Source organism: Mycobacterium sp. AMU20-3851, assembly GCF_043974665.1.
GTDB lineage: Bacteria > Actinomycetota > Actinomycetes > Mycobacteriales > Mycobacteriaceae > Mycobacterium.
Genome location: NZ_CP146371.1, coordinates 954,888 through 975,084, shown reverse-complemented (window position 1 = coordinate 975,084; position 20,197 = coordinate 954,888). Strand labels below are relative to the sequence as shown.

The 20,197-nt window shown below is 68.1% G+C and carries 22 protein-coding genes and 1 tRNA gene; 8 read left to right on the top strand and 15 right to left on the bottom strand.

Translation table 11 applies throughout. The annotated features are described in order from the left end of the window. Positions 1–21 precede the first annotated feature (21 nt). Positions 22–873, bottom strand: a complete 852-nt coding sequence (locus V4U86_RS04835; protein ID WP_395310149.1) for a helix-turn-helix transcriptional regulator — start codon at positions 871–873, stop codon at positions 22–24. 87 nt (positions 874–960) lie between these two features. On the opposite strand from V4U86_RS04835, the gene V4U86_RS04830 reads away from it, so the two are divergent. Next, complete coding sequence (locus tag V4U86_RS04830) at positions 961–1,893, top strand: SDR family oxidoreductase (protein ID WP_395310148.1); 933 nt, start codon at positions 961–963, stop codon at positions 1,891–1,893. A gap of 93 nt (positions 1,894–1,986) precedes the next feature. On the opposite strand, the gene V4U86_RS04825 is transcribed toward V4U86_RS04830, so the two are convergent. The 5 genes from V4U86_RS04825 to V4U86_RS04805 all read right to left on the bottom strand — a co-directional run bounded on the left by V4U86_RS04825 (position 1,987) and on the right by V4U86_RS04805 (position 6,261). Then, a tRNA-Ala gene (locus V4U86_RS04825) sits at positions 1,987–2,062 on the bottom strand. Between the two features lie 51 nt (positions 2,063–2,113). Next, positions 2,114–3,178 (bottom strand): divisome protein SepX/GlpR, encoded by a 1,065-nt coding sequence (gene sepX / locus V4U86_RS04820; RefSeq protein ID WP_395310147.1) that lies wholly within the window; start codon positions 3,176–3,178, stop codon positions 2,114–2,116. A 219-nt stretch (positions 3,179–3,397) separates the two neighbouring features. Next, positions 3,398–4,051 carry a GNAT family N-acetyltransferase gene (locus tag V4U86_RS04815; RefSeq protein WP_395310146.1) on the bottom strand — a complete coding sequence of 218 codons (654 nt, stop codon included), beginning with the start codon at positions 4,049–4,051 and terminating at the stop codon, positions 3,398–3,400. A 5-nt stretch (positions 4,052–4,056) separates the two neighbouring features. Then, positions 4,057–5,310 (bottom strand): molybdotransferase-like divisome protein Glp, encoded by a 1,254-nt coding sequence (glp, locus tag V4U86_RS04810; RefSeq protein ID WP_395310145.1) that lies wholly within the window; start codon positions 5,308–5,310, stop codon positions 4,057–4,059. A 39-nt stretch (positions 5,311–5,349) separates the two neighbouring features. Then, positions 5,350–6,261, bottom strand: a complete 912-nt coding sequence (locus tag V4U86_RS04805) for a UTP--glucose-1-phosphate uridylyltransferase (protein WP_395310144.1) — start codon at positions 6,259–6,261, stop codon at positions 5,350–5,352. A 23-nt stretch (positions 6,262–6,284) separates the two neighbouring features. On the opposite strand from V4U86_RS04805, the gene V4U86_RS04800 reads away from it, so the two are divergent. The 4 genes from V4U86_RS04800 (at position 6,285) to mscL (ending at position 8,528) form a co-directional block, all read left to right on the top strand. Then, a complete protein-coding gene (locus V4U86_RS04800; RefSeq protein ID WP_395310143.1) occupies positions 6,285–6,902 on the top strand; it encodes a 5-formyltetrahydrofolate cyclo-ligase in 618 nt (205 codons plus the stop codon). Positions 6,903–6,974: 72 nt separating this feature from the next. Further along, positions 6,975–7,307 carry an FmdB family zinc ribbon protein gene (locus V4U86_RS04795; protein ID WP_395310142.1) on the top strand — a complete coding sequence of 111 codons (333 nt, stop codon included), beginning with the start codon at positions 6,975–6,977 and terminating at the stop codon, positions 7,305–7,307. Between the two features lie 67 nt (positions 7,308–7,374). Then, positions 7,375–8,034, top strand: a complete 660-nt coding sequence (locus V4U86_RS04790; protein WP_395310141.1) for an SAF domain-containing protein — start codon at positions 7,375–7,377, stop codon at positions 8,032–8,034. Between the two features lie 86 nt (positions 8,035–8,120). Further along, positions 8,121–8,528 (top strand): large-conductance mechanosensitive channel protein MscL, encoded by a 408-nt coding sequence (gene mscL / locus V4U86_RS04785; RefSeq protein ID WP_395310140.1) that lies wholly within the window; start codon positions 8,121–8,123, stop codon positions 8,526–8,528. Between the two features lie 64 nt (positions 8,529–8,592). Here mscL and V4U86_RS04780 read toward each other — a convergent pair whose 3' ends face one another. The 9 genes from V4U86_RS04780 to rpmF all read right to left on the bottom strand — a co-directional run bounded on the left by V4U86_RS04780 (position 8,593) and on the right by rpmF (position 15,403). Then, complete coding sequence (locus V4U86_RS04780) at positions 8,593–8,946, bottom strand: hypothetical protein (protein WP_395310139.1); 354 nt, start codon at positions 8,944–8,946, stop codon at positions 8,593–8,595. Between the two features lie 157 nt (positions 8,947–9,103). After that, positions 9,104–9,457, bottom strand: coding sequence for a hypothetical protein (locus tag V4U86_RS04775; protein ID WP_395310138.1), 354 nt, complete (start codon positions 9,455–9,457; stop codon positions 9,104–9,106). A gap of 98 nt (positions 9,458–9,555) precedes the next feature. Next, positions 9,556–10,209 carry an MspA family porin gene (locus V4U86_RS04770; protein ID WP_395310137.1) on the bottom strand — a complete coding sequence of 218 codons (654 nt, stop codon included), beginning with the start codon at positions 10,207–10,209 and terminating at the stop codon, positions 9,556–9,558. Between the two features lie 380 nt (positions 10,210–10,589). Beyond that, positions 10,590–10,748: a hypothetical protein gene (locus tag V4U86_RS04765; RefSeq protein ID WP_395310136.1), complete on the bottom strand. Its 159-nt coding sequence runs from the start codon at positions 10,746–10,748 to the stop codon at positions 10,590–10,592. Between the two features lie 130 nt (positions 10,749–10,878). Then, positions 10,879–11,439 (bottom strand): MogA/MoaB family molybdenum cofactor biosynthesis protein, encoded by a 561-nt coding sequence (locus V4U86_RS04760; RefSeq protein ID WP_395310135.1) that lies wholly within the window; start codon positions 11,437–11,439, stop codon positions 10,879–10,881. After that, positions 11,436–12,767, bottom strand: coding sequence for a S1C family serine protease (locus tag V4U86_RS04755; protein ID WP_395310134.1), 1,332 nt, complete (start codon positions 12,765–12,767; stop codon positions 11,436–11,438). The genes V4U86_RS04760 and V4U86_RS04755 overlap by 4 nt, the downstream gene beginning before the upstream one ends. Before the next feature lie 157 nt (positions 12,768–12,924). After that, on the bottom strand, positions 12,925–14,364 hold the full coding sequence (locus V4U86_RS04750) for a HAMP domain-containing sensor histidine kinase (RefSeq protein WP_395311917.1): 1,440 nt from the start codon (positions 14,362–14,364) through the stop codon (positions 12,925–12,927). 110 nt (positions 14,365–14,474) lie between these two features. Continuing rightward, on the bottom strand, positions 14,475–15,164 hold the full coding sequence (locus tag V4U86_RS04745) for a response regulator transcription factor (protein ID WP_395310133.1): 690 nt from the start codon (positions 15,162–15,164) through the stop codon (positions 14,475–14,477). A 65-nt stretch (positions 15,165–15,229) separates the two neighbouring features. After that, on the bottom strand, positions 15,230–15,403 hold the full coding sequence (gene rpmF, locus V4U86_RS04740; protein ID WP_073858947.1) for a 50S ribosomal protein L32: 174 nt from the start codon (positions 15,401–15,403) through the stop codon (positions 15,230–15,232). A gap of 207 nt (positions 15,404–15,610) precedes the next feature. On the opposite strand from rpmF, the gene V4U86_RS04735 reads away from it, so the two are divergent. From V4U86_RS04735 to V4U86_RS04725, 3 genes are all read left to right on the top strand, one after another. Then, positions 15,611–17,296 (top strand): acyclic terpene utilization AtuA family protein, encoded by a 1,686-nt coding sequence (locus tag V4U86_RS04735; protein ID WP_395311916.1) that lies wholly within the window; start codon positions 15,611–15,613, stop codon positions 17,294–17,296. Positions 17,297–17,354: 58 nt separating this feature from the next. Further along, a complete protein-coding gene (locus tag V4U86_RS04730) occupies positions 17,355–18,506 on the top strand; it encodes an acyl-CoA dehydrogenase family protein (RefSeq protein WP_395310132.1) in 1,152 nt (383 codons plus the stop codon). 85 nt (positions 18,507–18,591) lie between these two features. Further along, complete coding sequence (locus tag V4U86_RS04725) at positions 18,592–20,187, top strand: acyl-CoA carboxylase subunit beta (protein ID WP_395310131.1); 1,596 nt, start codon at positions 18,592–18,594, stop codon at positions 20,185–20,187. Positions 20,188–20,197: the final 10 nt, after the last annotated feature.

The following is a 20,197-nucleotide window of genomic DNA, read 5'->3' as shown; positions in this document are numbered from 1 at the left end:
ACCGCGAGCAACGCCAACACATCATCTGGCTTCACCCGTCCGAACCGCGCGTCCGAGGACCGATAGCAACTGCAGTTTCTGATAGGAATCGCCGCCCGGAGCGGCGGTGTACACCAGCAGCGTATGGGATTCCTCGGGGTCCAACAGAATTTGGCAGTTCAGTTCCAGCGCACCGACTTCCGGATGGCAGTACCGCTTGACAGCACGCGGTTTGATACCGATTTCATGCCGGTCCCACAGTGTCCGGAACTCCTCGCTCTGCCCGCTCAGTAGCTCGGCCAACTGAGCACCCTTGGAGTCGGGACCGCGCAATCCAAGGATGCCGCGTAACCCGGAAACGTACATCCGCGAATAAAATTCGTGATCCTCAGGCGGGTAGATCGCGCGAGCTGCGGGATCGGTGAACCAGCGGTAGCCGATACTGCGCGCCGGACCGGTGTACCGGGTCAGATCGCCCATCAGCGCGATACCCAGCGGGGTCTGGCGCAGCGTCTCTCCCAGTTCGGTGACGATCTCGGCCGGGGTGTCGGTGAGCCGGTCGAAGATCCGCAACATGCCGGGACCGATGTGGTCGGTGCCGGCGCCCCGCGCCGGGGGTCGATGCCCGGCCAGCCGGAACAGATGGTCGCGTTCATCGCGGGACAGGTGCAGTCCCTGGGCGATCGAGGCGATCATCTGTTCCGAGGGCTGCGGTCCGCGTTCCTGCTCCAGCCGCGCGTAGTAGTCCGTCGACATGTGGCACAGCGCGGCGACCTCCTCACGGCGCAGTCCGCTGATGCGCCGACGCCGGCCACGCGGCAATCCGACATCCTCCGGTTGCAGGGCCCCGCGCCGATGCACCAGGAATGCGGCCAGTCCGGATCGATCGATCATGTCCGTCATTGTCGCTGGGCACCGCACGGTCAACCACGGATCATCAGTCCGTGGATACCGCGCCGTCATGCGGGCAGGGTCGTGACCATGGCACCTGAACTCCACGAACTGACCATTCCGGACCTGAGCGGCAAGCGCGCCGTGGTCACCGGAGCCAGCGACGGTATCGGTCTCGGCATCGCCACCCGGCTGGCCGCGGCCGGCGCGGAGGTCGTGATGCCGGTCCGCAACCCGCGCAAGGGTGCCGCCGCCATCGACGCCATCCGTGCCGAGCACCCCCAGGCGCGGTTGAGGCTGATGAACCTCGACCTGTCGGCGCTGGCCTCGGTGGCCGACCTCGGAGCCGAACTGCGCGCCGAGGGCTCCCCGATCCACCTGCTGATCAACAACGCCGGTGTGATGACCCCGCCCGGGCGGCAGACCACCGCCGACGGGTTCGAATTGCAGTTCGGAACCAACCATCTGGGGCATTTCGCGCTGACCGCACAGCTGCTACCGCTGTTGAGGGCCGGCGGCGCCCGGGTCACCACGCAGACAAGCGTCGCCGCCCGCAGCGGGAGGATCAACTGGGCCGATCTGAACTGGGAACGGTCCTATGACGGGATGGCCGCCTACCGTCAGTCCAAGATCGCGTGTGCGCTGTTCGGGCTGGAGCTCGCCCGACGCAGTGCCTCTGCGGGCTGGGGTATCACCAGCAACATTTCACATCCGGGCGTGGCACCGACCAACCTGCTTGCGGCCCGGCCGGAGGTCGGGCGCGCCGAGGACACCCTGGGCGTGCGGATGATCCGATTGCTCTCGGCGCGCGGCCTGCTGGTGGGCACCGTGCGCAGCGCCAAACTGCCGGCGCTGCTGGCCGCGACGGCCGCCGAGCCGGGCGTGTTCTTCGGGCCACAATGGCCGGGAAACGCCGGCGGCCCGCCGGGGGAACAGAAGCTATGGAAGCCGTTGCGCGCGAACGAGAGCGCCGTCCGGCTGTGGGACGAATCGGTGAAACTCAGTGGCGCGTTGTGGGCCTGATCAAACCCCGTCGCCAACTCATACCGACAGGTCGGCCGCTGAATCGTCGGTGGAAAACCAATTCGGCCATCGAGGGTTCGATGGCCGAATCTTTGGTGGAGCTAAGGGGAATCGAACCCCTGACCTTCTCGATGCGAACGAGACGCGCTACCAACTGCGCTATAGCCCCTTGACCGATAAGCAGGCTACCAGTACCACCCGCCCCGGCAGAAACCGGCCGCTACTGGCCCGCCGCGCGCGGCAGATCGTAGTCACGGGAGAAGCGCGCGTACGCCAGGTGCTCGAACGCCGGGTCCTCGTCGTCGATCTCCAGGACGGCCGCACCCGGGCGGCGCAGCCGTGAGGGCACCACGTCGAACTCGCCGTCACCGGTGTTCTCCACGCCGAGCCGGGACCGCATCACCCGCTGGGCACGGCGGCGCCGCAGCTGCTCCTCGATGCGGGTCTGGCGGCGCAGGTAGGCCAGGTACAGCACGGTCACCGCAACCACCGAACCGACCAGCCACCACAGGGTCGGCGACACCACGGCGGCCAGCACCGCGGAGATCACCATCACCACGGCCATCGACAGCAGCACCCGCTTGCGGAAGGTGTACTTGCGCGCGCTGACCGCCTGCGCGGTCTTGGACTCGTAGCGGTTCCGTCGGGCCGAGGCCATCGACTCGGCCAACGCCGGCTCGTCGTCGTCCTCCAGGCCGTCCTCGGCTTCCAGGCCGGACGTGTCGTCGACGTACTCGTAGTCGTCGGCCTCGTCCACCTCGTCAGCGGCGTCCTCGGTGACCACCTCTTCGGTGACCTCCTCGGCATCCTCGAGGCTCTCCTCGGTGGCCTCGGCCACCGGCTGCGGGGCGGTCTCCGGCTCCGCCGCGTCGAAGTCGAGGGTCAGTTCCTCGGGCTCTTCTTCGGCCTCGGCCTGCTTTTGGAAGGACTCCCCGATCGGCAGCGCGCCGGAGTCCTCGTCGACCACGTCCACGTCGAGGTAGGGCGATTCCTCCACCTCGGGCGCGGCGGCGGCCAGCACCACCGACCGCGGGCGGTCGTCGTCGTCGAAGTCGGCCTCGTACTCGTCCTCGGCAGGCCGCCAGTCCGGGTCGCTGTGATGACCGGCCGCGGCACGGGGTCGCCGGAGCCTGGCGTTGCGCCCGGAATTGAGCACCCGGGTCGCCAAGGCGACATCGCTGGTGCGCCGGACATTGTCGCGTTTGCTCACCAGCATCGGCACCAGCACGAAGAGCCACAGCACGACGAGGGAGATCCACAACAGAGATTGGGGGATGCTTGGCATGGCGCCTTTCCTTTCCCCTTCAGGCTAGGTCTGTGACCAGCGCATCCGTCCGCGGCGCGCCGAGGTCAATTACACACCTGTAATTCACCGGATACAAGCACCATCAGCCACATAAGTCACACGTGTAACAAAATCTCGTGCCGAATGCCGCCGTTTTCTACTCGAGGGTCGCGAATCATCCCCGAATACGACCCTGGTGCAGAAAACGGCGCGCGGAACTCAGGTCCAGCTGGCCCGGCCCGAGCGGACCAGCGCGGCGGCCACCGAACCCTGGACCTCCTCGACGGTGATCGCCACCAACAAGTGATCCCGCCACGCACCGTCCACATCGAGATATCGCTTGAGCAGGCCCTCTTCCCGGAAACCCGCCCTGGCCAGCACCGCGCGGCTCGGCGCGTTCTCCGGGCGGACCGTGGCCTCGACCCGGTGCAGCATCACCGGCCCGAAGGCGTGGTCGAGCCCGAGTGCCAGCGCCCCGGTGGCCACCCCACCCCCGGTGAACTGACGGGCCACCCAGTAGCCGATCCACGCCGAGCGCAGCGCGCCGTGCGTGATGTTGCCGATGGTGATCTGCCCGGCGAACTGCCCGTCCACCTCGATGACCAACGGCAGCATCCGCCCGCGGCGCGCTTCGCCGCGCAGCCCCGAACACACCGTCGGCCACGAGGAGAGCGCGTGCCGCATCTCCCAGGTCGCCTCCGAGCTGGGCTCCCACGGTTCCAGGTGGTCACGGTCGGCGAGGCGGAGCCGGCTCCATTGCGCCCCGTCGCGCAGCCGTACCGGCCGCAGCCCCACCATGCCGCCGGGCACCCGAATGGGCCCCACCGGGACCGGCCACCCGGGGTGCGCCGGACTGGTCCGCCAGCGGTTCACGCGGTTCAGCCGCGTTGAGCCAGGAAGGCGACGTCGACGACCTCGCCGGTGCGGATCTGTTCGGCCTCACTGGGCACGATGACCAGGCAGTTGGCCTCGGCCAGGGTGGCCAGCAGGTGCGACGAGGCTCCGGGTGCGCCGCCGAGCGCCTGCACCAGATACTCGCCGGAGTCCTGGTCGCGCATCAGCTGACCACGCAGGAAACCCTTGCGGCCGGCCACCGAGGTGATCGGGGCCAGCGTGCGGGCCTCGATGACCCGGCGCATCGGCTGACGCTTGCCCAGCGACATCCGGATCAGCGGCCGCACCATCACCTCGAACACCACGAGGGCGCTCACCGGGTTGGCGGGCAGCAGGAACACCGGCACCCCGTCCCGACCGAGCTGGCCGAAACCCTGCACCGACCCGGGGTGCATGGCGATGCGCACCACCTCCATCTCACCGAGCTCGGCGAGCACCCCACGCACCGCCTCGGCGGCGGCACCGCCGACCGCCCCGGCGATCACCACGACCTCCGAACGGCTGATCTGTCCCTCGACGACCTCGCGCAGCTTCGCCGGGTCGGTGTCGACGATGCCGACCCGGTTCACCTCCGCTCCGGCATCGCGGCCGGCCGCGGCCAGCGCATAGGAGTTGACGTCGTAGACCTGCCCGTTGCCGGGTGTGCGGGTGACGTCGACGAGCTCACCACCCACCGAGATGACCGTCATCCGCGGCCGCGGGTGGACCATCACCTTGTCCCGGCCCACCGCCGCCAGCAGGCCCACCTGGGCGGCGCCGATGATGGTGCCGGCGCGCACCGCGACGTCACCGGGCTGAACATCGTCACCGGTGCGCCGGACATACGCGCCCGAGCGCACCCCACGCAGCACCCGGACCCGGGACTGCCCGCCGTCGGTCCAGCGCAGCGGCAGCACCGCATCGGCCAGGGTCGGCATCGGCGCCCCGGTCTGCACACGTGCCGCCTGCCGCGGCTGCAGCCGACTGGGCGTGCGCGCACCGGCCTCGATCTCGCCCACGACCGGCAGGCTCACCTCACGATGCAGCCCGTCGTCATCGGTTCCGCCCACCGCGAGCACGTCGACACTGCGCACCGCGTAGCCGTCGATCGCCGCCTGGTCGAAGCCGGGCAGGGGACGCTCGGTGACCACCTCTTCGGCGCACATCAAGCCCTGGGATTCGGCGATCGCCACCCGTACCGGACGGGGAGCCACCGCAGCGGCCGCTACTCGAGCCTGCTGCTCCTCAACCGAACGCACCGCATGCCTTTCTCCTGTCCAAGACCCGCCGTGCTGTCGTTAATTCTCGGCCAGGCCCAATCGCTCGACCAACCATCGCCGCAATTCGGGCCCGTAGTCGTCGCGTTCCAGAGCAAAGTCAACCGCAGCCTTGAGGTAGCCGCCGGGATTTCCCAAGTCGTGTCGGGAGCCGCGGTGCACGACCACATGCACCGGGTGGCCCTCCTCGATCAGCAGCGCGATGGCATCGGTGAGCTGGATCTCGCCGCCGACACCCCGGTCGACCCGGCGCAACGCATCGAAAATGGCCCGGTCGAGCACGTACCGGCCGGCGGCCGCATACGGCGACGGGGCGTCCTCGGCCTTGGGCTTCTCCACCATGCCCTTGACCTTCAGAACATTGGGATTGGCCGCGTCGGGAACCACCTCGACGTCGAAGACGCCGTAGGCGCTGATCTCGTCGCCGGGCACCTCGATGGCGCACAACACCGACCCGCCGCGTTTGGCGCGCACCTTCGACATGGTCTCCAGGACGCCGGTCGGCAGCACCAGATCGTCGGGCAGCAGCACCGCGATGGCGTCCTCGTCGGGCAGGAGCTTCTCCTCGACGCAACCGACGGCGTGCCCCAGACCCAACGGCTCGGCCTGGACCACGGCCTCGACCTTGATCAGGGCGGGCGCGCGGCGCACCTTCTCCAGCATCACGTGCTTGCCGCGAGCCTCCAGGGTGCCTTCGAGAATGAGGTCCTCGACGAAGTGCGCGACGACGCCGTCCTTGCCTTCGGAGGTGACGATGATCAACCGCTCGCCGCCCGCCTCGGCGGCCTCGGCGGCCACCAACTCGATTCCGGGGGTGTCCACCACGGGCAGAAGTTCCTTCGGAACCGTCTTGGTCGCCGGAAGGAAACGGGTCCCCAGACCGGCCGCGGGGACCACGGCGGTCCTCGGAATCGGTACCTGTGCCTGTGTCATCGTTGACACACTAATGCCCATTCATGGTTGAGGCGAAGGGTGTCGGCGCAAAGGTGGTAATCCTGACGAAACCCGCGCTCAGAAAGAGGATTCTCGCGGCTCGGCGGGCGGTCCCGGCCGCCGAGCGGGCAGCCGAAACCCAGTCTCTGCAAACGCAAATAATCGAACTTACCGCCGATGTGGGCACCGTGTGCGGCTACATCCCGGTGGGGTCCGAACCGGGTGCCGCGCCGGGTGATTCGGTGCCGTTGTTGGAGGCTTTGACCGGGGTTCGGGTGCTCGTGCCGATCGCGCGTACCGGGTTGCCGATGCAGTGGGCCGAATACCGGTCCGGCGCGCTGGTGGTCGCACCGTTCGGACTGCGCGAACCCCCGCCGCCCTGGCTGCCGCCGGAATCCATCGCCGAGGCGTCGGTGATCCTGGTGCCCGCGCTGGCGGTGGACCACCGAGGCGCGCGGCTGGGCCGCGGCGCCGGTTTCTACGACCGGGCGCTACCGCTGGCCGCCCCGTCCGCTCGTCTGATCGCGGTCGTGCGGGACGAGGAACTGGTCGACGAACTCCCGGCCGAACCGCACGACGTACCGATGACCCATGCCCTCACCCCCGGACGTGGTCTGGTGGCGCTCGGATCGCGGGAATGATCTGACCCACGTAGCGGTTCTGGCACTTGAGCCGCTAGAGTGCTAGAAGGTTTGACAGTCTCGGAGGTTTTCGTGCCTACCTATTCCTACGCGTGTACCGAATGTGACAATCGGTTCGACGAGGTCCAGGCGTTCAGCGACGATGCGCTGACCACTTGCCCCAAGTGCAGTGGACGGCTGCGCAAGTTGTTCGGCTCGGTGGGAGTGGTGTTCAAGGGCAGCGGCTTCTACCGCAACGACAGCCGCGACTCCTCGTCGTCGAGCAGCCTGGCCGGCTCCTCGAAGACCAGTGAGAGCTCGTCCTCGGGCTCCTCGGACTCCTCGAGCAGCACCTCGACCGCATCGTCGTCGAACTCCTCGAGCTCCGCGTCGAGTTCCGCTCCGGCCGCCGCCGCGTCCAGCTAGCGGACTTATCCACAGGTGACCGATCGGCATCTGCCCTTGGCGCGCCGATCGGCCTAGGGTTGCCCCGGTGGGGGAATCGCTGAATCCGTCGCTGCTGTCGCGGTTGCGCCGCGCCGCGCGTCCGGACTGGTCACGCACGGTTGCTGCACGCCGCACCGCGGCCGGGCTGCTCGTCGTCCTGGCTGCCGTCGCGGCCCTGCGCCCCGACCCGGCCGGGCAACGCCACGACGTGGTCGTCGCGCTGCGTGACCTCTCCCCCGGCACCGCGCTCACCGAATCCGACGTCGGTCTCGAATCACGTTTGGCGGCAACGATTCCCGACGGCGCATCGCGCGACATCGAGGACACCCTCGGAGCCACCCTGGCCGGCCCGACGCGGCGCGGCGAGGTGATCACCGATGTGCGCCTGCTCGGGTCACGGCTGACGGTGGCCAGCGCGGGTCCGGACGCGCGCATCGTGCCGCTGCACCTGGCCGACGACGCGCTGGTCGACCTGGTCCGTCCCGGTGATGTCGTCGACGTCCTCGCCGCCGGCAGCACCCAGGCGGGCCTGGACTCCCCACCCGAGGTGATCGCGACCGAAGCGATCGTCGCGCTGGTCTCGGCCGCGTCCACCGGCCCGGCGGGAGCCTCCGAGCGGGTGGTGCTCGTGGCGCTGCCCCGCCATGCCGCGAACGCGGTGGCCGGCGCGGCACTGACCAGGCAGATCACAGTCACATTTCACTGACCGACCGCATCCGAGCACTCAGCTAGGGTATTTGCGTTTAATGGCTACCGAATGGTGGCCACCTGACTTGCTGGAAGGGTCCCCGCATGATCAAAGGTTTCAAAGAGTTCCTGTTGCGCGGCAACATCGTCGACCTGTCGGTCGCGGTGGTCATCGGTACCGCGTTCACCGCGCTCGTCACCAACTTCACCGACAGCATCATCCAACCGCTGATCGACCGCATCGGCGCCGGCGGCGAGTCCGACTACGGCATCCTGCGCATTCCGATCGGCGGGGATCAGACCATCGATCTGAACGTCCTGCTGTCGGCGACCATCAACTTCGTGCTCGTCGCCGCCGTCGTGTACTTCCTGGTCGTGCTCCCGTACAGCAAGTTCCGGAAGAAGGAAGAGGAGACCGTCGAGGCGGAGGTGGTGCTGCTCACCGAGATCCGCGACCTGCTGGCCTCGCGCCCGGGTCCGTCGGCCGAACAGCGCGTCGATCCGGACGCCTGAGCGGCATACTCACGAAGAACGCCCGGCTGGTGATCCAGCCGGGCGTTTTTCGTGAGATCTCAGATCACCAGTCGCCGATGGGCGGGCTGAAGACGAAGGCACCGTTGGAATCCAAGTTGAACGGCGCAGCCTTGGTGCCCGGCACGGCCTTGATCGTGTCGACATGCACACCCTCGCCCTGGGCGTGCACCACACCGGACTCCGCGTTGCGGGTGTCCAGGAATCCGCGCGCCTCGCCGTAGTCGGCGACCCGCAGCGCGTTGTCGTCGATCAGGATGGCCTGACGGCTGGTGACGTACGGCGTCGGGGCCGATTCTTCGACCTCGGCAGCAGCGGTGGCGCTACCCAGTCCGGCCAGCACGGTCGCTGCCGCGAAGGAGCCGAGGCCGAGAACTGCGAGCTTCGCGGTTGAAGCCATGTGCACCACCTTCACAAGTGACGTCCAGCGTGGACGTCTGGTGTCCCGATAGTAACGCGAGTATTGCCGCCGGGAAGCGATACCTCGTCGGAACAGCAAAACGCCCGGCCGGATCTCTCCGGCCGGGCGTTCGCGTGGAACGTCTACAGAACCTGGGTCACCAGTCGCCGATGGGCGGGCTGAAGACGAAGGCACCGTTGGATTCCAGGTTGAACGGCGCAGCCTTGGTACCCGGCACGGCCTTGATGGTGTCGACGTGCACACCCTCACCCTGGGCGTGCACCACACCGGCGTCCGCGCTGCGAGTGTCCAGGAATCCGCGAGCCTGGCCATAATCGGCGACGCGCAGCGCATTGTCATCGATCAGGATGGCCTGACGGCTGGTGACGTAGGGCGCCGGGGCCGATTCTTCGACCTCGGCAGCAGCGGTGGCGCTACCCAGACCAGCCAGCAGCGTGGCACCTGCGAACGATCCGAACCCGAGAACTGCGAGCTTCTTCGTTAGGGCCATTGCCCATTCCTTCCCTGCTAGTGGAGTCCCACCCGTCACCGTGCGGTCCGCCTGCCGGAGCGCGGACCACACGGTCACGTCGGGTTAGGAGCGAACGATCAGTTCATGTTCCAGGGCTCGCCGTAGGTGGTGACGCTGTCACCCTCTGCGGCGATCAGGCGGGCGTAGGGGCGCAGCAGCACGCCACCGGCCGCACCGGTCACGGTGCCGTGAGCGTTGGAGACCGCGACTGCACCTTCGGCGCCGGCCACGTCGGCCGAGAAGGTGGCGACTTCCTGGATGCCGGGGCCGTTGCCCAGGTCAGCGCTGATCGAGGCGCCGGGGAACAGCGGCGGGGTCACGATGGCGGGGATGACGTCGAAGTCGATGCCGCCGGGGCCCACGTAGCCGTAGTCCTGGCCGTCGAAGGCGATGTTGGGGGTCGTGTAGCTGAAGTTGATGCCGACACCCAGCGACCACGGGAAACCAACCTGGTAACCCAGCTCCAGCACACCTTCGAAGTCCTCAGCGCCCGGACCCGACACGATGTACTTGGCCTTGCCGGAGTGGAACCACTCGCGGGTCAGGCGGTTGCGGTCCAGCGGGAACACACCATTGAGGAAGGTGTCCCACTGCTGAATGGTCAGAGTCCGGTCCTTGCCGTCCACGAGGCTCAGCTCGTTGTCCAGACCCGCGTTCGAGGTGCCCGTGCTCACGAACAGCGACGCGATGGCCGCGATCATCGCGATTAGCACCCGACTGATTACCTTCATGATCTCCCTAGCTGTGCCGACGGTTGGTGTGCTGTCAACCGTGTTGTTGGTGATGCGGATCCCGGCCCTACCGAGACTTCACACCTCGCAAGATCCCCATGTGATGCGAATTAGAAACTCCACATGTTGCTCTTACGATTTGCTCATCGTTGACAGGAGGAACATAACGGTGGGGCACCAACCCGGCAACGCGAAGGGCCCGTCGCCCAGACATCCGTCGGGGCCCGCCAACCGTTTGCTGGACCGGCCATACGCAGGTATCGCAGCCGCCGTGAGCAGCGCGACAACTTAGCGGCACGTTCTTTGCCTCGCACGGCGGAGCAAACAAGAAGATCGGCTGGAATCACCGAGATTCCAGCCGATCAACGTGAAACTACTGCTCAGCCGTGGTGCGGCGGAACGTTCTCCCGAAGCCACTCCTCACGATCGAAACGTTCCCCGGGGGACTCCGGGTGGCGTTCGTCACGCGTGGTGCGGGGCAATTCCTCCCCGAAGATGGCGTTAACTGCATCCTTGGAGGCCCGCTCCGACCCCGTCACCCGACACCCCCTCGTGTGACCAAGGTCACAACAAACGTGGGATTACCGTTCACCTGCGCGTAACCTTCAGCGGCCGAAAAGGGTGCGTAGACCTGCATGATTGCCGTTCGAACGCGCATTTTTAAGAGCCTCAGATATCCAGGCTGGACAGCTGCCCGATCACCTGGGCGGCCAGCGGGTTGAGCGTGGCCATCCCGTCCCGGACCGCGGCGCGGGAGCCGGCGATGTTCACCACGAGTGTGCTGCCGGAGATGCCGGCCAGCCCGCGCGAGACCCCGGCGTCGACGATGCCGGCCGACAGCCCCGAGGCGCGCAGGGCCTCCGAGATGCCCAGCAGCTCACGGTCGAGCAGTTCGACGGTGGCCTCCGGCGTGACGTCGCGAGGGCTGACCCCCGTGCCGCCGACCGAGATCACCAGGTCGACGCCGCCGATCACGGCGGTGTTCAGCGCATTGCGGATCTCCACCTCGTCCGCGGCGACCACCACCACGCCGTCCACCACGAATCCGCTCTCCGTGAGCAGCTCGGTGACCAGCGGTCCGCTGTGGTCCTCTTCTCCGTGTGCCGTCCGGTCGTCCACGACCACCACGAGCGCCCGCCCGACCAGCTCCCCAGGTTGTTCCATGCCTGCCACCGTATATCCGGCCGATACCAACGACCCAGGCAAGGTCAGATCCAGTCCGCGGGTCATTGCTGGGCCTTGCCCAGGGTGACGTCCAGCGTCTCGGCGCCGCGGGATCCCTCGAAGGTCAGCGTCACCTTGGTGCCGGGCGCCTTGGAGCGCACCGCGGCCACCAGGGCGTCCGCACTGTTGATGACCCGGCCGTCGACCTTGGTCACCACCACACCGCTGGGCAGGCCGGCCGCGGCGGCCGCACCACCCTCGGTGACCTCGACGATCTTCGCGCCGTCCACCGAGGCGTCGTTGCCCACCTGCACCCCCAGCGAGGCGTGCGAGGCGCTGCCGTTCTGCACCAGTTCATCGGCGATCCGCTTGGCCTGGTCGACCGGGATGGCGAAGCCCAGGCCGATCGAGCCACTCTGGGAAGCCCCGGATTCCCCACCGAGGGTGGCGATGGCGGAGTTGATCCCGACCAGCTCACCGTTCATGTTCACCAGCGCGCCACCGGAGTTGCCGGGGTTGATCGCGGCATCGGTCTGGATGGCGTCCAGCACGGTGTTCTGGTTGCGGCTGTCGCCGCCCGCGGCGACCGGACGGTTCAGCGCGCTGACGATGCCGACGGTGACGGTGCCCTCCAACCCCAGCGGCGACCCGATGGCGACGACGTCCTGTCCGACGCGCAGGTCGGCCGACGAGCCGAGCGCGATGGGCGTCAGGTCCGACACTCCCTCGGCCTTGACGACCGCGATGTCGCTGCTGGGGTCGGTGCCGACCACCTTGAACGGCGCGGTCCGGCCGTCGGCGAAGGTCACCTTGGTCTGCGGGCGGCCGCCCGGGGCGCCTTCGGTGGCGATCACATGGTTGTTGGTGAGGATCAGGCCATCGCTGGACAGGATGACACCGGAGCCCTCCTCCGAGGCCCGGCCGAGGTTGGTTTCCAGCTTGACGACACTGGGCACCACCTTCGCCGCGACCTGCTCCACCGAACCGACCGGCAGGCTGGCGGCCGGCATGCCGGGGGTGGCGCCGCTGCTGCTGGAGAAGCTGGTGGACGGTTCATCGGGCTGCGCCAACACCGCGACCCCGCCGCCGATACCGGCCGACACGACCGCGATCGCCACCGCGCCGGCCACCAAAGCGCCTGTCCGCGAACGCTTCTGCGGCCTCGGCGAGGCCGTACCGGTCGGCCGGTACGGATCGTACTGGGGACGCGGCTGCTGGCCCTGCGGTTGCTGGGCGTAGCGCCAGTCGTAGGACTGCTGCTGGTAGGACTGCTGATAGGCGTCGCGAGGGGATGTGTAGCCCGTCCCCGAGTCGTAGGCCGTCCCATAGGTCGGCTCACTGCTGCGGTAGCCGGGCTGGGCCGGAGGCTGGGTGTACCTCGGGTCGTTGGTCATGTTGCTCGGCGCTCTTTCTTTCAGCGGTTTCAGTTATCTGTTCAACGCATCGGACAGTCATACAGTGCCGAGTCGGGCTGAGAATCCACTTAGAGAATAGGTGTATGGCCGCCCAGGATCTCCTGAGCTTTCCGCACGCCGTTCCCCCGGTGAGACGTTATCTATTGTCTGCGCCGGCCGACGTACCGTCCATCGATTTGTCGGCGCGTGTCGGGTAAACACCGGTGGACCCGGCGAACGGCGCCGTCACCGCGGCGCTCTCCGGCAGCATCCGCCGGCCCGGCAACACGATGCGCACCGAGGTGCCCGCCGGGTCACCGCCGGGCACGGCATCCTCGATCTGAAGCGTCCCACCGTGTTTGAGGACGACCTGTTTCACGATCGCCAGGCCCAACCCCGAACCGGGCATCGCCCGCGCCGACGTCGAACGGTAGAAACGCTCGAAGACGAGCTCGCGCTCATGCGGCGGGATGCCCGGGCCGTGATCGGAGATCACCAGTTCGGCGTGCAGCGCATCGCGTTGCCGCAGTCGCACCAGCACACTCGCCCCGGGCGGGCTCCACTTCGCGGCGTTGTCGAGCACGTTGAGCACCGCGCGCGAGAGTCCGGCCATATCGCCGTCGACCTGCCAGTCGATCAGCTCGGCATCGAAGTCGATATCGTTGCGGCGGCGGCGAACTCGCTCCAGTGCCCGATCCACCACGTCGGACAGGTCGACCTTCTCCCGGATCACCACTCCGGCGTCGTCGCGGGTCAGGTCCACCAGATCGCCCACCAACGTGGACAATTCCTCGATTTGAGCAATCACGTCGGCCTGCAACTCCGCCATCTCACCCTCGGGCAGCCGCTTGGCACCGGGAGCCATCGCGGCCATCAACAGCTCGACATTGGTGCGCAGCGAGGTGAGCGGGGTGCGCAGTTCGTGCCCGGCGTCGGTGACCAGCCGGGCCTGGCGTTCCCGGGACTCGGCCAGAGCGCGCAGCATCATGTTGAAGGCATCTGTGAGCCGCGCGAGCTCGTCGGTTCCTACCACCGGGATGGGGTGCAGATCGTCGGTGCGGGCCACGCGTTCGGCGGCCTGGGTCAGCCGGGCCACCGGACGCAACCCGGCGCGGGCGACCATACCGCCGGAGATCGCGGCCACCGCCATCCCGGAGGCGCCGACGATGGCCAGCACGGTGCCCAGCCGGTTCAACAGCGCCAGGGTGGGCGCCAGGCTCTTGGAGATGAGCAACGAGTTGCCGTCGGCCAGGTGCACGGCCAGCACCCGCTGGTTGTTGACGGTACGCAGCGACATCAGCAGTTCACCCTGCACGACGGCCTTCTCGGGCGTGCCTAGCGGCAGCGTCTGGCCCTGCTGGTTGGCGGTGTAGACGAAGCGGCCCGGGCTGACCAGCATCGCGTTGACATCGGAGTAGGCGGTGCCCTCGATGGCCTTGCCCGGGTCCGCGGACAGCGACCCGCTCTCGATGAGCAGCTGTGCCCGGCTGTGTAACTGGGTGTCGATGTCGTCGTACACCGATCGGGAGACGACGGCGTAGACGGCGACGGCCATCAGCACCACGACCATCGCGACCATCGACATCGCCAGCAGCATCACCCGCCAGCGCAGCGAGACCGCACTGACATTGCGGGTGTAGCGCCGGTGGCTATCGGACCGCAGCGACAGCTTCGCCGGACTCTTGAACAACTTCGCGAACAACGGCATCAGGGCGGTGTTTCACGCAGCACATACCCCACCCCGCGCACGGTGTGGATGAGCCGCGGCTCGCCCTCGGCCTCGGTCTTGCGGCGCAGGTAGCCGACGTAGACCTCCAGCGCATTACCCGAGGTCGGGAAGTCGAACCCCCATACCTCTTCCAGGATGCGACTCCGGGTGAGCACCCGGCGGGGGTTGGCGATGAGCATTTCCAGCAGCGAGAACTCGGTGCGGGTCAGGCTGATCTGCCGGTCCCCGCGCGACACCTCGCGCGTCACCGGGTCCAGGCTCAGGTCCGAGAACGTCAACGCCCGCGACTCGGCCGGCTCGTCGGGCGTGGCGCGCCGCCGCAGCAGCGCCCGCATCCGGGCCAACAGTTCTTCCAGCGCGAACGGCTTGGGCAGATAGTCATCGGCGCCCGCGTCCAGGCCGGCCACCCGCTCGGACACCGAGTCCCGTGCGGTGAGCACCAGGATCGGCAAATCGTCGCCGGTGCTGCGGAGGTGACGACACACTTCGAGGCCGTCGAGCCTCGGCATCATCACGTCCAGGACAAGCGCGTCCGGTCGATCAGCGGAGATGGCCTCGAGGGCCTCGACACCGTCTTGAGCGAGCTCGACGGAGTATCCATTGAATGAAAGCGACCGGCGCAGGGATTCGCGCACCGCGCGATCGTCGTCAACGACAAGAATGCGCACAGCCACAGTGTCATACCTCTATCTGAGACAGACCTGAGAGTCGGGCCGCACGGCCGACGGGGCGGCTACTTGCGGTCGAGGTCGACCAGGCCGAGGCGAGCGGCCTTGAGGAGGCGACGCGGCACCTTGCGCTGAGCACCTGCAACAGTGACGTTGACCAGGCCGGTGGCCTCGGCCTTCCACTGCGCGCGGCGGCTACGGGTGTTCGAGCGCGACATCCGGCGCTTGGGCACAGCCATGTTCGAGGTCTCCTCTTGAGTACTGCTGGTGGCATAGATGCGCACACCCGATTCGCGATGGGCGGCGGCAATTACCCAACAGAATAGCCCGACAGCTGCGTAGCCTCCAAAATGCGCCGTCGACCCTTGACTCGATACCGTCGGTACCGGCTAATCTACCTACCGGTTGGTCGCGGTGTGAGGGGAGTTCGGGTGACGGCGGTGGCAGTGCGGATCGGCAACTGCTCGGGGTTCTACGGTGACCGCATCAGCGCCATGCGCGAGATGCTCGACGGCGGCGAGCTCGACTACCTCACCGGCGACTACCTGGCCGAACTCACCATGCTCATCCTGGCACGCGACCGGGCCCGCAACCCCGACCTCGGCTACGCCAAGACCTTCCTGCGCCAGCTGGAGGATTGCCTGGGTACCGCCCTGGACAAGGGTGTGCGGATCGTCGCCAACGCCGGGGGCCTCAACCCCGCCGCGCTGGCGGCCGCCGTCCGCGCGCTCGCCGAACGGCTCGGGCTGGCGGTGAACGTCGCCCATGTCGAGGGCGACGATCTCATCGCACGGGCCGACGAACTCGGGCTCCCAACCGCTCTGCTCGCGGCCAATGCCTACCTGGGCGCCTGGGGCATCGTCGACTGCCTGGCCTCCGGCGCCGACGTCGTCGTCACCGGCCGGGTCACCGACGCCTCGGTGACCGTCGGGCCGGCCGCCGCGCACTTCGGCTGGACGCCGACCGACTTCGATGCGCTGGCCGGTGCCGTCGCGGCGGGCCACATCATCGAGTGCGGTGCCCAGGCCACCGGCGGCAACTTCTCGTTCTTCACCGAGATTCCCGACCTCGACCACGCCGGCTTCCCGATCGCCGAGATCGCGGCCGACGGGTCCTCGGTGATCACCAAGCACGCCGGCACCGGTGGATTGGTCAGCACCGACACCGTCACCGCCCAGTTGCTCTACGAGATCGCCGGCGTCCGCTACCCCAATCCAGATGTCACCCTGCGACTGGACTCGGTCTCGGTGTCCGCGGAGGGACCGGACCGGGTCGCGGTCCGCGGCGTCCGCGGTGAGGCGCCCCCGCCGACGCTGAAGGTCTCGCTCAACAGCATCGGCGGCTTCCGCAACGCAACGTCGTTCGTGCTGACCGGGTTGGACATCGAGGCCAAGGCCGCGTTGGTGCGCAGTCAGCTGGAATCACATCTGCCGGTGCGCCCGGCCGAACTGGTGTGGACGCTGGCGCGCACCGATCACGCCGACGCCGCTACCGAGGAGACCGCCAGCGCCCTGTTGCACTGCGTGGTCCGCGACCCGGACCCGGCCGTGGTCGGCCGGCAGTTCTCCTCGGCCGCGGTCGAGCTCGCGCTGGCCAGCTATCCCGGCTTCACCTCCACCGCACCGCCCGGTGAGGGACAGGTCTACGGGGTGTTCACGCCGGGATACGTCGACGCCGGCGACGTCGGCCACGTGGCGGTACACGCCGACGGCACCCGCGTGGACATCGCCTCGTGCCCCGAGACACTGGTCGTCGAGCCGGTCGAAGCAACACCGCCGGCCGCACCGGCTCAGGCCGGCGCAACCGTGCGGGTTCCGCTGGGCCGTATCGCCGGTGCCCGCAGCGGGGACAAGGGCGGATCGGCGAACGTCGGGGTGTGGGTCCGACGCGATGACCAGTACGCCTGGCTCGCACACACTTTGACGGTCGACAAGCTGCGCGAACTGCTGCCCGAGACCGCCGGGCTGCCGGTGACCCGTCATCTGCTGCCGAACCTGCGGGCCGTCAACTTCGTCATCGACGACATCCTCGGGCAGGGCGTGGCCTATCAGGCCCGGTTCGACCCGCAGGCCAAGGGGCTCGGCGAATGGCTGCGGTCCCGACAAATCGATATTCCGGAAAGGCTGTTGTGATGCGAAGGCGAACCCACATGAGGATCGCAGCGAGGCACGAGCGGGGGAGAGCCGAGCGATGAGGACGAGCCTCTGGCATGCCCCCGAACGTGACGACCTGCGAAAGACGGTGCGGGCGTTCGCCGAACGCGAGATCCTGCCCTACGCACAGGACTGGGAGCGGGCCGGCGAGATCCCGCGGGAGTTGCACGCCAAGGCCGGGGCCGCGGGTTTGCTGGGCGCCGCATACCCGGAGCCGGTCGGCGGGGGCGGCGGTGACGCCGCCGACGCGGTGATCATCTGCGAGGAACTGCATCAGGCCGGGGTGCCGGGCGGGACCTTCGCCTCGCTGTTCACCTGTGGCATCTCCGTCCCGCACATGATCGCCTCGGGTGACGAGCAACTGATCGAGCGCTATGTGCGGCCGACACTGCGCGGTGAACTGATCGGCGCGCTGGCCATCACCGAACCCGGCGGCGGCTCGGACGTCGGGCACCTCACCACCAGGGCGGTCCCCGACGGGGACGAGTTCATCGTCAACGGCGCGAAGACCTACATCACTTCCGGGGTGCGCGCCGATTACGTGGTGACCGCGGTACGCACCGGCGGGCCGGGGGCGGCCGGGGTCTCACTGCTGGTGGTGGACAAGAACTCCGCCGGCTTCCAGGTGAGCCGCAAACTGGACAAGATGGGTTGGCGCTCAAGCGATACCGCCGAACTGTCCTATACCGATGTCCGCGTCCCGGCCGCCAACCTGGTCGGCGCGCAGAACAGCGGCTTCGCCCAGATCGCCGGTGCGTTCGTCGCCGAACGGGTGGGCTTGGCGGCGCAGGCCTATGCCAGCGCCCAACGCTGCCTGGACCTCACCGTGCAGTGGTGCCGGGACCGGGAGACCTTCGGCCGCCCGTTGATCTCCCGGCAGGCCGTGCAGAACACCCTGGCCGAAATGGCCCGCCGCATCGATGTGGCCCGGGTGTACACGCACCGACTGGTGGAGCGCGAGATGGCCGGTGAGACGAACCTGATCGCCGAGGTCTGCTTCGCCAAGAACACCGCCGTCGAGGCCGGCGAATGGGTGGCCAACCAGGCCGTCCAATTGTTCGGCGGGATGGGCTATATGGCCGAATCCGAAGTGGAACGGCAGTACCGGGACATGCGCATCCTCGGCATCGGCGGTGGCACCACCGAGATCCTCACCTCGCTGGCCGCCAAGACGATGGGGTTCCAATGACCCACTTCTCACCGAGCGTGAATCCTGTGCGGGAATTCGGACGGAAGGTCGCAGAGGATTCACGCTCGCGAACGGAGACGGCCCGATGACACGCCTGCGTTCCACCCTGGACCCGGCCTCCGCAGGTTTCACCGAGGCCGCGGCGGCGATGGCCACCAAGCTCGACGAACTCGCCGCCGAGCACGCCAAGGCGCTGGCCGGCGGCGGCACCAAATACGTCCAGCGCCATCACGCCCGGGGCAAGCTGACGGCGCGGGAGCGCGTCGAGCTGTTGCTGGACCCGGACTCCCCGTTCCTGGAGCTGAGTCCGCTGGCCGCCTGGGGCAGCGATTTCACCGTGGGTGCCAGCGTGGTCACCGGCATCGGCGCGGTCGAGGGTGTCGAGTGCGTCATCGTCGCCAACGATCCCACCGTCAAGGGCGGCACCAGTAACCCGTGGACGCTGAAGAAGATCCTGCGGGCCAACCAGATCGCCTTCGAGAACCGCCTGCCGGTACTGTCGCTGGTCGAATCCGGTGGTGCCGACCTGCCCACCCAGAAGGAGATCTTCATCCCGGGCGGGCAGATGTTCCGCGACCTGACCCGGCTGTCGGCGGCCGGGATCCCCACCGTCGCACTGGTCTTCGGCAACTCCACCGCCGGCGGCGCCTATGTGCCCGGCATGTCCGATCACGTCGTGATGATCCGGGACCGCTCCAAGGTGTTCCTCGCCGGGCCTCCGCTGGTCAAGATGGCCACCGGCGAGGAGTCCGATGACGAATCCCTCGGTGGTGCCGAGATGCACGCCCGGACATCGGGATTGGGTGACTACCTGGCCGACGACGAACTCGACGCCATCCGGATCGGGCGGCGCATCGTCGCGCGGCTGAACTGGCGCAAGCAGGGGCCGGTCCCGGCGCCCGTCGACGAGCCTGCCTACGACGCGGAGGAACTGCTCGGCATCGTCGGCGCCGATCTGCGCATCCCGTTCGACCCGCGCGACGTCATCGCCCGGGTGGTGGACGGCTCGGACTTCGACGAGTTCAAACCGCTCTATGGTTCCTCCCTGGTCACCGGGTGGGCCACCCTGTACGGCTATCCGGTCGGCATCCTGGCCAATGCCCGGGGGGTGCTGTTCTCCGAGGAGGCCCAGAAGGCCACCCAGTTCATCCAGCTGGCCAACCGCGCGAACACCCCGTTGCTGTTCCTGCACAACACCACCGGTTACATGGTGGGCAAGGCGTACGAGGAGGGCGGCATGATCAAACACGGGTCGATGATGATCAACGCCGTCTCCAATTCGACGGTGCCGCACATCTCGCTGCTGATCGGCGCCTCCTACGGGGCCGGGCACTACGGGATGTGCGGGCGCGCCTATGATCCCCGGTTCCTGTTCGCCTGGCCCAGTTCGAAATCGGCGGTGATGGGCGGTACCCAACTCGCCGGCGTGCTCTCGATCGTCAGCCGGGCCGCCGCACAGGCGCGCGGCCAGCAGGTCGACGAGGCCGCGGATGCCGCGCTGCGCGCCGCGGTCGAGGCGCAGATCGAGGCCGAGTCGCTGCCGATGTTCCTGTCCGGCCGGCTCTACGACGACGGGGTCATCGACCCGCGGGACACCCGCACCGTGCTGGGAATGTGCCTGTCCGCCATCGCCAGTGGACCGATCGAGGGGACGTCGAACTTCGGCGTCTTCCGGATGTAGGGGTTGCGAT